Raw genomic sequence first — 13301 nt, 5'->3', positions numbered from 1 at the left:
GGTCGTCTCTAAGATAACAGGAATTCCTTCAAATTAGTGTACTGTGCCGTTATTTTTTTGCTGTGTTTTTGTTTGTCGAGTAATTCCGCGACGGAAGGGGGTAACGGGATCTGCTGACCGATGATCGGTTCCACGGTGTCGTAGAATTTTACCGGGTGTGCCGTTTCCAGGAAGAGACCTTTTGCCTCCTTGTGATTTTCGAGATAGCGTTGGAGGGCCAGCCAGCCTACGGCGCCGTGGGGATCGGCGAGATAGTGATGGTGGTGGTATAGTTCGCGGATGGCGGCGATGGTCTCTTCGTCGCTGATGCTGGTGCTTGAGAGTGTTTGTTTGAGGGTGGGGATCTGTTGCTGGAAGATCTCCAGGATGCGGACGAAGTTGCTGGGGTTGGCGACGTCCATGGCGTTGGAGAGCGTGGCTTTTGCGGGTTTGGTTTGGAACTCGCCGGTTTGAAGGAAGACGGGGATCACGTCGTTGGCGTTGCAGGCGGCGATGAAATGCCGGGCGGGGAGACCGGAGTGGTGGGCGAGCAGACCTGCGCAGATGTTGCCGAAGTTGCCGCTGGGGACGCTGATGACCGGTGGGTTTGCTTTGTCGGCCCATTGCTGCCAGGCAAAGAAATAATAGAACTGCTGGGGGAGCCAGCGGGCGACGTTTATCGAATTGGCGGAGGTGAGGAAGAGTTCTTTCTGGAGGGACTCGTCGGCGAATGCCTGTTTTACCATTTGCTGGCAGTCGTCGAAGCTGCCGTCCACTTCGAGGGCTGTGATGTTGCGGCCGAGGGTGGTGAGTTGGAGTTCCTGTACGCTGCTGACCTTGCCGGAGGGGTAGAGGATGACGACGCGGACGCCGTCTACGTCATAGAAGCCGTTGGCGACGGCGCCGCCGGTGTCGCCGGAGGTGGCGACGAGGACGGTTACCGGGCGTTTGTTGTCGCGGACGAAGTAACCGAGGCAGCGGCTCATGAAGCGGGCGCCGACGTCTTTGAAGGCGAGGGTGGGGCCGTGGAAGAGTTCGAGGGCGAAGGACCGGGGTGCGGGTGAAGGGCTTCCGGGGGAGCCTGCTACGAGGGAAGGATTTCCGGGGGAGCCTGCCGGCGATTCGATGGGCACGAGGGGGAAGTCGAAGGCGATGGTTTCGGCGACGATGCGGCGAAGCTCGGATTCGGGGAGGGTGTCGCCGGTATAGGGGCGGATCACCTGGTAGGCGAGCTCTTCGCGGGGGAGGGTATCGATATTTTGAAGCAGCTCTTTTGACAGGGTGGGGATTGACTGAGGAAAGTAAAGCCCTTTGTCCGGGGCCTGGCCGCGGATGGTGGCTTCTTTGAAACTGACGGACGTGGATGGGCTATTCAGACTATAGTACTGCATATCAGATGATCTTTACTCCCTGGTGATTGATGGTGGTGACATAGGTATGGTGGTCCAGCCCGATGCGGGTATAGATCTCCTGCATCGTTTTCTCGACGGCGAGGGCGGTGGAGTGGTCCCTGCTGAGCATGAAGATGGAGGGTCCGGAGCCGGAGATGCCGCCGCCGAGGGCGCCTGCGGCTTTACATTTTTCCTTGACCTCGTCGAAGCCGGGGATCAGCATGCTGCGGACGGGCTCGATGATGACGTCTTCGAGGCTGCGGCCGATGAGGTCGTAGTCGTTCTTCATGAAGCCGGCCACGAGTCCGGCGATGTTGCCCCATTGCCGGATGGCATCCTTCAGCAGCACTTGTTTGCGCAGGATCTGCCGGGCGTCCGCGGTGCGTACCTCGATCTGCGGGTGGACCGCGGTGACGTGGAGTACGGGGGCGGGGATGGAGATGATATCGAGGGGGAAGATGGAGCGGATGAGCGTGATGCCGCCGTAGATACAGGGGGCGATATTATCCGCGTGCTTTACGCCGGAGGCGACCTTCTCGCCGAAGAGCGCGAAGCGAACCATGTCTTCTTTGGAGAACGGATTGCCCAGCAAGTGGTTGGCGGCCACTACGGCGCCTGCCGCGCTTGCGGCGCTGCTCCCGATGCCGCTGCCGGGTTTTATCTGTTTTGTGATGATGACCTCGAAGCCGATGGGAAGATCCAGTTCTTCCAGCATTTCGAGCAGCGGGGCGCCGGCGGTGTTCTTTGCCGGGTCGGCGGGTAGCGGAAAACCGTCCTTGCTGGTGATGATGACGCCGGGTTCGTCAAGAAGCCTGACCTCCATGATATCAAAGGGCTGCTCGAGGGCCATGCCTAGGACGTCGAAGCCGCAGACGAGATTGGCGACGGTGGCCGGGGCCTGTATAGTTACTTTCTCCATGTTTATGAGTTGATGACGCGTAAGACATCGGCGAATACGCCCGAGGCGGTCACCTCGGCGCCGGCGCCGGCGCCTTTTACGACGAGCGGTTGTTCCGAATAGCGGTCGGTATAAAACAATACGACGTTGTCTTTGCCATAAAGATGGTAGAGATCGTGTTCGGGGCCGATGTGCCGGAGACCGACGGATGCCTTTCCGTTGTCAAACTGGGCGACGAACTTCAGTTTTTTCCCTTCTTTTTCGGCGGCCTGGAAGAGGGCTTTGAAGTGGGCTTCCTCTTTTGACATGGCCTTATAGAAATCATCGACGCTGCCCTGCATGCAGGACTCGGGCATAAAGGAATTGTTCCCGATGTCTTCCATTTCGGTCTTTTCGCCGGATTCGCGGGCGAGGATCATGATCTTGCGCATGACATCGGTGCCGCTGAGGTCGAGGCGCGGATCGGGCTCGGTATAGCCTTCATCCTGGGCCTGGCGGACTACTTCGGAGAAGGATCGTTTACCGTCGTAGTTGTTGAAGACGAAATTGAGTGTGCCGCTGAGGACCGCCTGGATACGCCGGACCTTGTCGCCGCTGCGCAGCAGATCGTTGAGTGTGCCGATGACGGGGAGGCCGGCGCCGACATTTGTTTCAAACAGGAAGCGGGCGTTGAATTCGCGGGCCAGGTCCTTCAGCTGGCGGTAGTTGCCATATACCGAGGAGCAGGCGATCTTATTACAGGCGACGACGGAGATGCTTTTTTGCAGGAGTGCGGCATAGCAAGAGGCTACATCGGCATTCGCGGTGACATCGGCGACGACGGTATTGCGGAGATTGCGGCTGGTGATGCCGGCGATCCATTGGTCGAGCTTCATGGGCTGGCCCTTATCGAGCTGTTCCTGCCAGTTGCGAAGATCGACGCCTTCGTTATTGAAGATCATTTTCCGGCTGTTGGCCAGGCCGATGACGCGGATCTGGATGCGAAGATGTTCCTGCAGATAGCTCCGTTGTTGCAGCAGCTGGGCGATGAGCCGGCGGCCGACGTTGCCGGCGCCGGTGATGAACAGATTGAGCTGTTTATAGGAGGTCTCGAAAAATTCTTCGTGGAGGACGTTGATGGCTTTGCGGACGTCGGCCGCGGCGATCACGGCGGAGATATTTCTTTCGGAGCTGCCCTGGGCGATGGCGCGGACGTTGACACCATTGCGGCCGAGGGCGCCGAAGAGCTTTCCGCTGACGCCGGGGTGGCTTTTCATATGATCACCGACGAGGGCGATGATGGAAAGGCCGGTTTCGATGATGAGGGGTTCGACGGTGCCGGTACTGATCTCGGGACCAAATGCGTTGTCGACGGCGATCTTCGCGGCGGCGGCGTTCGATTCGTCGATCCCGACGCAGATGCTGTGCTCGGAGGAGCCCTGGGTGATCAGGATGACGTTTATCTGCTGGCTGGAGAGGGCTTCGAAGAGGCGTTTGGAGAAGCCGGGGATGCCGACCATGCCGCTGCCTTCGAGGCTGAGCAGGGCGATGCCGGGGATGCTGGAGATGCCCCGGATGCTGCCTCCGCCGTTGTGCAGCGTTTCGAATTCAATGACGGTACCGGGATCGGTGGGGTTGAAAGTATTTTTGATCCAGACGGGGATCCCTTTTTTCATCACCGGCTGGATGGTTGGCGGATAGATGACCTTTGCGCCGAAATGGGAGAGCTCCATGGCCTCCTGATAGGAGATGTTCGGGATGAGGCGGGGATTGGAGACGAGGCGTGGGTCGGCCGTCATCATTCCGGAGACGTCGGTCCAGATCTCGAGGGGATTGGCGTCGAGGGCTGCGGCTACGATCGCCGCGGTATAATCGGAGCCGCCGCGGCCGAGGGTAGTGGTAATATTATTATCATTCGCGGCGATGAAGCCGGGGAGGATAAAGAGACTGACGCTGGGGTTGTCGAGACTGTATTGCAGGATCTGCGCGTTTGTGCGGACGAAGTCGACGGTGGCATGGCCATAGCGGGAGTCCGTGCGGATCAGCTGGCGCGAGTCTTTCCAGGTGTTGGGAACGCCGAGGGAGTCGAAGCGGGCGGAGATGATCAATGATGAAAGCAACTCCCCATAGCTTACGATCTTATCCTGGGTGCGGGGGGACAGTTCGCCAAGCAGGAAGATGCCGCTGCAGATATCTTCTATTTCGTTGCACCGGGTCTTCACCGCGCTGAGGACGCTGCTTTGGCCAGTGAGGGGCAGAAGAGCGCGCACCGCTTCGAGATGACGGTGTTCGATCTGCTGTAATTTCTCTTTGTACGACTCGTCGCCGGCGGCCGCGGACTGCGCTGCCTGGATGAGCATGTCCGTAATGCCGCCCATTGCGGATACGATGAGGATGGTTCGGTCTTTTGATAATGCCTGTCTGACTAATTCTATAACCTTGTTAATATTTTCAGCGTTTGCTACGGATGAGCCGCCGAATTTTAGAACCTGCATACAATAAATAGTTGTGTTTTGTTAGTGAAGGAAAGTGATCCCCAGGGGTGATATGGAAATTGACAACCCTTAACGGGTTGTAATGGAGATAATAGTTGTAATTTCAACAACTGTGGAGGAGGAGGCGATATGGTGATGACGAACGATCACGCCCCTAAGGTAGGAAGAAAATGAATGCAAAAACAAAAAATTGGCTGTTTCTTATCATGAATGAAGTAGTTTTGCGATTGTTTTGAACGTTTAAGGGGTTTTGCCTGCATTCATTGAACAGTTTTAAATTCAGCGTATGAATTATCAGCCATCACAGGGGTTGCAACAATTCAAGAACCTGGTCGGGATCAAATTCCAGTTATATAATAGTCTGTTTACTTCCCTGCCTTTCCATCGGATAGAGAAGACGGGCATTCTGCTGTCGCTTTTGCTGACGATCTGCGAGGACGGATATAAGAAGAAGCAGAGTCCGGAGCAGATACTCGATGAATTTTTTCAGAAGCATACGGCATTGACGGGTGAGCGGGAGAAGGCGGATGTTCTTTTCCGGTTTGTGCAATATGTGGAGCGGCAGATCGTGCTCTTCGATGCGCTGGAGGATGCTTCCTTCAAGTATGTGAACGATATGAGCGGCGCCGGGACGTTGAAGCATTTGATGTCGGAGGTGATCCAGACGAATAAGGAGGAGGAGTTGACGGAGAAGTTAAAGGACTATTCGGTGCGGATGGTCCTTACGGCGCATCCGACGCAATTCTATCCGGGGGCGGTGCTGGGGATCATCAACGATCTGTCGAGAGCGGTGATCGAGAACAATGCGGGGGATATCAATCTCTATTTGCAGCAGTTGGGGAAGACGCCTTTTTTGAAGAAGCACAAGCCCACGCCCTATGACGAGGCGATCAGTCTGATCTGGTACCTGGAGAATGTTTTTTATCATGCCAGCGGGCGGATCATTTCCGCGCTGAAGGATCAATTCCCGCATGCGGTGGACAAGCGCAATGCGGTGATCAAGATGGGTTTTTGGCCGGGAGGGGACCGGGACGGCAATCCGTTTGTAAAGGCGGAGACGACGTTGCGGGTGGCGGAAGCGTTGAGGGGAGCGATCGTCAAGTGTTATTACCTGGATGTCCGCCGGCTGAAGCGGCGGCTTACCTTTAAGGGGGTAGATGTGCTGATCGCGGAGCTGGAGCAGAAACTGTACAACAATATCTTTGTTCCGGGTCAACGAACGGAGCTTACGCAGGATGAGATCCTGGAGCATCTCGTGCAGATGCGGGAGATCGTTATCTATCAGCACAACAGTCTTTTCCTGCCCATGATCGATAATCTGATCGGGAAGGTGATGATCTTCGGGTTGCATTTCGCGACCGTGGATATCCGGCAGGACAGCTCTGTGCATGGGAGTGTGATGGCGGCGATCGCGGCAAAGGAGCGGTTGTTGCCCGAGCATTATAGTTCGCTGCCGGATGAGCGGAAGATGGAGTTATTGACGGAGCTGAGCGGCGAGGTGAACCCCAAATTGTATGATGACCCTTTGATCCGGGATACGCTGGATTCGATTGCGGCGGTGCGGACGATCCAGCGCTTCAATGGGGAGGATGGGTGCAGCCGGTATATTATCAGTATGTGCACCCGTGCGGTGGATGTGCTGGAGGTGATGGGGCTTTTTCTGCTTTGCGGCTGGGTGAAGGAGCAGCTGACCGTGGATATCGTGCCGCTTTTCGAAACGGTGGATGATCTTCAGGCGGCGGCCGGGGTGATGAAGAGCCTTTACGAGCAGCGGGATTACCGGGCGCATTTGCGGCGGCGGGGAGACACTCAGACGATCATGCTGGGTTTTTCCGACGGGACGAAGGACGGCGGTTACCTGATGGCCAATTGGGCGATCTATAAGGCGAAGGAGGAACTGACGGCTATTTCCAAAAAATATGATGTGGATGTCGTGTTCTTTGACGGGCGCGGCGGTCCGCCTGCGCGGGGCGGGGGCAAGACGCACCGGTTCTATGCCTCGATGGGAAAGAACATCGCCAATAAGCAGATCCAACTGACGATACAGGGGCAGACCGTGAGTTCCAATTTCGGAACGGTGGATACGGCGCAGTACAATATCGAGCAGCTGATCCATGCGGGGATCAGCAATGATCTTTTCTCTTCGAAGGAGGTGACCTTGCAGGCCGGGGAGGAAGAGCTCTTACAGTTGCTCTCGGTGGAGAGTTATAAGGCCTATACGAAACTGAAGGAGCATCCGTATTTCCTGCAATATTTAAATGAGGTGAGCCCGTTGCGGTTCTACAATGAAACGAATATCGCCAGCCGGCCTACCAAGCGAAAGAGCGGCGGGCGGCTGGAGTTGAAGGATCTCCGCGCCATTCCCTATGTCGGTTCCTGGAGTCAGCTGAAGCAGAATGTGACTGGCTATTATGGGGTAGGGACGGCGTTGCAGTGGATCGATAAGCAGGGGAAGTGGGCGGCCGTGAAGCGATTGTACACCGATTCACCGTTTTTCAAGACGTTGCTCGACAACTGTGAGATGGCGATGAAGAAATGTTTCTTCCCGTTGACGGAGCATTTCTCGGTTCATCCGGTGTATGGAGAGATCTGGGCCCTTATCTACAATGAATTCGAGCTGACGCAGAAATATATCCTGAAGCTGTCGGGTAAGAATGAGCTGATGGCCGATTACCCGGTGGAGCAGCTGTCGATCCAGATGCGGGAGCGGATCGTGCTGCCGTTGAGTACGATCCAGCAGTATGCGCTGACGAAATTCCAGGCGCTGGAGCAGAGTGGGGCCAATACGCCGATGAAGGAGGTGTATGAGCGGCTGATCATGCGTAGCAGCTTTGGGATCATCAATGCGGCGCGGAATAGTGCATAGGGGTTGCGGCGGCCTAGCATTTTGAGCGCAGGACCTGTTCCACGAATACGGAGTAGAGTTGGGATGGCATGTAGGACTGGACCATGCGCCATTCCACGATATTGCAATTGCACATCAGCGTAGAGAAGGAGTAGATGAAGATATTCTCTACGGCGTTGCGGACGACGGCATTGCCTTTTTCATATAGCTTGCCCATGATGGTCATGCATTTCCCCACCATTTTAAAATCGTGTTCGAGCGCCATGCGTTTGGTGTAGTCTGTCAATACCTGGATGGATTGAAAGGCGGTGACGGGAGCGCCTGAGGCTGCGCGGCAGAGATCGGATTGCACTTGCGGAAGTTGGCGGGCGATGAGGGCGGGGATTTCCTGTTGAGTGAACATAATCTTTCTTTGTAGTTGTGGCTATAGGAGGCCAAAGGCAATGCCAAACCGCTTTTAAACGGGAAATGAAGGTTTTAGGAAGTTTTAAGCCTACCGGAATGAAAAGACTTTTCAAAATAGAGGGGTTGGATTTTTGGCATTTGGGGGTGGGTGATTGATTTTCATTGTTTTGTGTGTATTGGAATGACCTTTGGCCTCTATCTGGCAAAAATTGAATTGAAAATGAAAGAAGAACCCGAAGGTGGGTCATTCGACATAAGAATTGCCGTACCCGCCGATATCAAGTATGTATACCCTATTTTGGAAGAGATGGAGCGAAGCGCCCGGGCCAGGGGGACGGGTATTGCGCGACGAACTCCGCAGTCGCTTTGCCGGAAGATCTATGAAAGCAAGGCCGTTATTGCCGTTACGGCAACCGGTGATTGGGCTGGGTTCTCCTATGTGGAGGTGTGGGGTGAAGGAAAGTTTGTTTCCAATAGCGGGCTTATCGTCAACCCCGCGTATCGTGGCGGAGGCGTGGCCCGGGGGATCAAGGAGAAAGTGTTTGCGCTTTCGCGTGAGCGGTATCCCGGGGCGGCGGTGTTTAGTATTACGACGGGCGCCGCGGTGATGAAGATGAATCACCGGCTTGGGTTTGAGCCGGTGACGTATGAGCAGATCACGGGGGACGAGCGGTTTTGGGATCAGTGCAAGCAGTGTGTGAATTATGGGATCCTGGAGAGTACGGCCCGGACCAAGTGTTTGTGTACGGCGATGTTGTTTAGACCGGTGAAAGAACTTAATTAAAACAAAGGGCCCGATTTGGGGCCCTTTTGATTTGGGGTTTCGGGGTGTAGACGACGGCGTAGGACATCGGGAAGTTGGAATTCTTCGAGGTGCTCAGATTATACGAGCCGTTGACCCAGCCATAGACTTTTATCCTGCTTTTATTGTTGGCCCATCCCAGTGCTTTTTGGAGTGCGTAGTCGGGGGCGTCGGCGGGTTCACCGATAATTGGTGAGCCTGTCCAGTCGGCGCTTGGGAAGGGTGGTGATGAGAGCGGTGAGGGGAGGGCACGTGAGGGGTCCTGTGCCTGGACTCCTTTTACAAGAGATAGTGAAGTCACAAATAGCAAAAAGAACTGCTTCTTCATTTTGAGAATTTTAAAATGTACGCGGCAGGAGACGAAAAGCATGCCAGCTGAAGAATAGCCGATGATCAGGGCGGAGGCCGCGGAGAGGGAACGGAGGTGATGGCGGATTGGGGTGGAAGGGTTATATTGAGGAAAATAGAACCAGGATGGCCCTTTATAATGCCTTTGCGATATTGACGGTGCTGGCGGCGCTTTTTGCCTGGCTCAATCATCGGTTTATCCGGTTACCGGGCACTATCGGCATCATGTTTATTTCGCTGCTTTTGTCGCTGGCGCTGCTTGTGGCCGGGTGGATCGATCCGGCGCTGTTGAGCGAGATCACGAGAATGGTCAAGAGCATTGATCTGTATACGATCGTGATGAAGATCATGCTGGGCTTCCTGCTCTTTGCGGGGGCCATCCATATTGACGGCAGGAGTATCCGTTCGGAGCGGTGGTCGATTTTGACCTATGCCACTATCGGGACGGTGTTGTCGACCTTTGTTGTGGGCGGGCTGCTGTATGGGGCCTGTCAGCTGCTGCATTTCCCCCTGGATTTTATGTACTGTCTTCTTTTTGGCGCGCTGATCTCGCCGACGGATCCGATCGCCGTCATCAGTATTCTGCGGCAGGCGCATATCCCGCATTCGCTGGAGATGAAGATCAGCGGGGAGTCGCTTTTTAACGACGGGGTGGCTGTCGTCCTCTTTATTGCCATCTATGAGATCGTCTCGCCCGGTCCTATTCAGTTTGATGCCGGGCATATCGCGCTGCTTTTTCTGCAGGAAGTGGGTGGCGGGCTTATTTTGGGGGCGCTGTTGGGATATTGTGGTTTTTTTCTGCTGAAGAGCATCGATCATTACCAGGTGGAGGTGATGATTACGCTGGCTCTTGTGTTGGGAGGCAGTCTGCTGGCGGACAGATTGCATATCAGCGGACCGATAACGATGGTTGTCGCCGGACTGATCACGGGTAATGTGAGCCGGGCCGAGGTGATGAGTGATACGACGCGGGACTATCTCGATAAGTTTTGGGAGATGACGGATGAATTCCTGAATGCGATCCTGTTCCTGCTGATAGGCCTGGAGTTGCTTGTCCTGCCCTTTAACAAGATGTATATCGTGCTGGGTTTTCTTTGCATCCCTATTGTTTTGCTGGCGCGATATTTATCGGTCCTTTTGCCGATTGGCTTCCTGAAATACCTGACCACGTTCGAGAAGAATGCGATCCCGATACTTACCTGGGGTGGTTTGAGGGGGGGTATCTCCGTGGCGCTTGCTCTTTCCATCCCGATCGACATGCAGGGGGAATTCTTTCTTGTCATTACGTATATCGTCGTTCTCTTTTCCGTTCTGGTGCAGGGATTGACGATAGGTAAGGTGGCGAAGCGGCTGGCGTAGTGGCCGGCCAGACTTTGGGGTGGGTTTAGAAGGCGTAGACGACGGCCAGGAGGAAATTGCCGGCGGTGTGGGCGGGGGAACCATCGGCGTGGAAGAAGATGGGGGTATTGGCGTTGTCGACGCGCCATTCGGGGATCAGGGTGAAGCCGTCGATCCGGAAATTGGTGGAGAGGGTGGCGGCGAAGATATTCGCCGGTGCGGGCAGTTTTACGCCCTGGGCGTCGTTGAAATATTCCGTTCGAAGGGTGAAGCCGAGCCAGCTTTTTGGATCGAGGTTGCAATAGAGTACGGTTCCCCACCAGCGGTAGTTGGTGGAATATTTATCGGTGGCGAGGCTGGATTGATTAATGGTCCCATTGAAGCCGAAGCTGACCTGGGGGCTGGCTTTTGCGGTGACGACGAGGTCGACCTGCTGGGCGTGGTTGTTGTCGACATCGCGGCCGCCGACGTAGTTGAGGCAGAATTTTGTGTTGTCAGCGAGGGTATAGCTATACTGGGCGATGATGTTTTTGTTGTTGTGGCGATCGGAGGGGATGCTGCGGTAGTCGCAGGGGTTGGCGAGGCCGATCATCAGGCCGTTGCGGCCGAAGGTCAGCTCGGCTTTTATGCCGGTATGGGAGAACGGGTCGTTGGAGAAGAGATAGGACATGCTGTAGTTGCGGTTGGCGGCGGCGTCGGGGGATTCATAGCAAAGGTGGGTGGCCCAGGTGCCGGCGGTGAATTTGAGCCAGGTGGCGGGTGAGTAGCTGATATAAAGTTGTTTGATGGCCTGGGTGATGCCTTTGTCGTTGTAGGCGTAGACTTCTTCGCGGGGGCCGAAGGCCAGGTCGGCGACCATGTCGACGCGGGTGGTCTTGTGTTCGACTTTGATGTTGGCCATTCCGAGGTTGAATTGGTTATGGGAGTGGGTGAAGGCTGTCAGGTCGTTGTCGGCGGTGCGGGCGAAGTCGTAGCGGTAGTAGGCGTCGATGGCGCCGGTTATGGTGAGGGGGTGTGGGGGGTGGAGGCTGTCGGCGGACTGGGATTTGCAAATTATAGAAAAAAATAATATGACAAATATTAAGAGATATGGTCTAAAAGTTAGCATGGCTTGGCGATTTATGATGGAGGACATACTAAATTAGCTAAAATTTAGACTAAACAAGCCAGTATTTACATAGATATGAAAAGTTTTGAATTTATCAAAAAAGCCGGCCCAGGGGCCGGCTTTTTTGATAGAGGAGTAATTAAAGGGCTATGAGGCTGGCGTCTTTGCGTTCGAGCTGGGAGGCGCCGATGAGGTATTCGTCGACTTTTCGGGCGCATTCGCGGCCTTCGCTGATGGCCCAGACCACGAGAGACTGGCCCCGGCGCATGTCGCCTGCGGTGAAGATCTTGGTGATGCTGGTCTGGTAATTACGTTCAGAGGCTTTTACGTTACCGCGATCGTCGAGTTCGATATCGAGTTCTTTGAGGAGACCTTGGTGTTGTGGGTGGACGAAGCCCATGGCGAGCAGGGCGAGTTCGCAGGGCAGTTCCTGTTCGCTGCCCGGGACTTCGGAGAAGGCGGCTCTGCCGTCTGCGCCGGTCTTCCATTCGAGTTTTACCGTTTTCAGCCCTTTCAGGTGGCCTTGTTTGTCACCGATGAATTCTTTTGTGGCGATGGCCCAATGGCGGTCGGCTCCTTCTTCGTGGGAGGAGGAGGTTTTGAGGACCATGGGATAGGTGGGCCAGGGCATGGTGTCGGTGCGGGTGTGCGGTGGTTTGGGCATGAGTTCGAACTGGGTCACGGACATTGCCTTGTGGCGGTTGGAGGTGCCGACGCAGTCGCTGCCGGTGTCGCCGCCGCCGATCACGACGACATTCTTGTTTGTTGCAAAGATATCCTGGCCGTCCACGGGGAGGTGGCTGACGCGTTTGTTCTGTTGTTTGAGGAATTCCATGGCGAAGTGGACGCCTTTGAAATGCCGGCCCGGGATGGGCAGGTCGCGGGGGACGGTGGAGCCGCCTGCGAGGACGATGGCGTGGAATTCGCGGAGGAGGTCGTTGATGCTAACGTTTACGCCTACTTCGGCGTTGCATTTGAAGACGATGCCGGCTTCTTCCATGAGTTTTATGCGCCGGGCGACGACCCATTTTTCGAGTTTGAAGTCGGGGATGCCATAGCGAAGGAGGCCGCCGGGTTCGTCATCGCGTTCGAAAACGGTGACGGCGTGGCCTGCGGCGTTGAGTTGGTCGGCGGCGGCGAGGCCGGCGGGGCCCGAGCCGACGACGGCTACTTTCTTGCCGGTGCGCAGGGCGGGGCGGTTGGCTTTTACAAAGCCTTTGTCGAAGGCGATCTCGATGATATGGCGTTCGATCTCCTCGATGGCCACGGGGGGCTGGTTGATGCCGAGGACGCAGCTGCTTTCGCAGGGGGCGGGGCAGATGCGGCCGGTGAATTCGGGGAAGTTATTGGTCGAGGACAGGATCTCGTAGGCTTCCTGCCATTGCTGGCGATAGACGGCGTCATTGAATTCGGGGATGACGTTGCCCAGGGGGCAGCCGCTGTGACAGAAGGGGATGCCGCAGTTCATGCAGCGGGCGGCCTGGTGGTTGAGTTGCCCGTCGCTATAGGTGTTGACGAATTCGTTGTAGTCGTTCTTCCGCTCGTTGACGGGACGTTTGGAGGGGAGTTGACGATCGAATTCCAAGAAACCGGTTGGTTTACCCATTTTCTTTTTTGTTTTTTGTCTGCGCACTATGGGCGCGAATCTAATGTCTGCGCGCTTTGCGCGCGAAGCGCCCGGAGGGCGCTTCCGTCCACAGAGAACTACGGAGT

General features: G+C 55.7%; 10 protein-coding genes. 3 read left to right on the top strand and 7 right to left on the bottom strand.

Features of this window, described 5'->3' with window-relative positions; all coding sequences use genetic code 11:
- Window positions 1–8: 8 nt before the first annotated feature.
- The 3 genes from thrC to thrA are packed head-to-tail and all read right to left on the bottom strand — an operon-like array spanning window position 9 to window position 4742.
- Window positions 9–1370 (bottom strand): threonine synthase, encoded by a 1362-nt coding sequence (thrC, locus tag VGM48_RS10345; RefSeq protein ID WP_331578729.1) that lies wholly within the window; start codon window positions 1368–1370, stop codon window positions 9–11.
- A 1-nt stretch (window position 1371) separates the two neighbouring features.
- Window positions 1372–2289, bottom strand: a complete 918-nt coding sequence (locus VGM48_RS10340) for a homoserine kinase (protein WP_331578727.1) — start codon at window positions 2287–2289, stop codon at window positions 1372–1374.
- Window positions 2290–2291: 2 nt separating this feature from the next.
- Window positions 2292–4742: a bifunctional aspartate kinase/homoserine dehydrogenase I gene (gene thrA, locus VGM48_RS10335; protein WP_331578725.1), complete on the bottom strand. Its 2451-nt coding sequence runs from the start codon at window positions 4740–4742 to the stop codon at window positions 2292–2294.
- 286 nt (window positions 4743–5028) lie between these two features.
- Here thrA and VGM48_RS10330 point away from each other — a divergent pair, with 286 nt between their 5' ends.
- On the top strand, window positions 5029–7608 hold the full coding sequence (locus VGM48_RS10330; RefSeq protein ID WP_331578723.1) for a phosphoenolpyruvate carboxylase: 2580 nt from the start codon (window positions 5029–5031) through the stop codon (window positions 7606–7608).
- A gap of 13 nt (window positions 7609–7621) precedes the next feature.
- Here the strand turns inward: VGM48_RS10330 and VGM48_RS10325 are convergent, their stop codons facing one another.
- Window positions 7622–7990, bottom strand: coding sequence for a DUF7674 family protein (locus tag VGM48_RS10325; protein WP_331578721.1), 369 nt, complete (start codon window positions 7988–7990; stop codon window positions 7622–7624).
- A gap of 222 nt (window positions 7991–8212) precedes the next feature.
- On the opposite strand from VGM48_RS10325, the gene VGM48_RS10320 reads away from it, so the two are divergent.
- Window positions 8213–8776 carry an N-acetyltransferase gene (locus VGM48_RS10320; protein ID WP_331578719.1) on the top strand — a complete coding sequence of 188 codons (564 nt, stop codon included), beginning with the start codon at window positions 8213–8215 and terminating at the stop codon, window positions 8774–8776.
- On the opposite strand, the gene VGM48_RS10315 is transcribed toward VGM48_RS10320, so the two are convergent.
- Window positions 8769–9122, bottom strand: a complete 354-nt coding sequence (locus VGM48_RS10315) for a hypothetical protein (protein WP_331578717.1) — start codon at window positions 9120–9122, stop codon at window positions 8769–8771. The genes VGM48_RS10320 and VGM48_RS10315 overlap by 8 nt on opposite strands.
- A gap of 146 nt (window positions 9123–9268) precedes the next feature.
- Here VGM48_RS10315 and VGM48_RS10310 point away from each other — a divergent pair, with 146 nt between their 5' ends.
- Window positions 9269–10501, top strand: coding sequence for a sodium:proton antiporter (locus VGM48_RS10310; RefSeq protein WP_331578715.1), 1233 nt, complete (start codon window positions 9269–9271; stop codon window positions 10499–10501).
- Window positions 10502–10526: 25 nt separating this feature from the next.
- Here the strand turns inward: VGM48_RS10310 and VGM48_RS10305 are convergent, their stop codons facing one another.
- Together VGM48_RS10305 and VGM48_RS10300 are read right to left on the bottom strand one after the other, a co-directional pair.
- Window positions 10527–11588, bottom strand: a complete 1062-nt coding sequence (locus tag VGM48_RS10305) for an outer membrane beta-barrel protein (RefSeq protein ID WP_331578713.1) — start codon at window positions 11586–11588, stop codon at window positions 10527–10529.
- A 139-nt stretch (window positions 11589–11727) separates the two neighbouring features.
- A complete protein-coding gene (locus tag VGM48_RS10300; protein ID WP_331578711.1) occupies window positions 11728–13194 on the bottom strand; it encodes a glutamate synthase subunit beta in 1467 nt (488 codons plus the stop codon).
- Between the last annotated feature and the right edge of the window lie 107 nt (window positions 13195–13301).

The sequence above is a fragment of the Puia sp. genome, assembly GCF_036500295.1.
Lineage (GTDB): Bacteria > Bacteroidota > Bacteroidia > Chitinophagales > Chitinophagaceae > Puia.
This window is presented reverse-complemented; position numbering and strand designations above follow the sequence as displayed.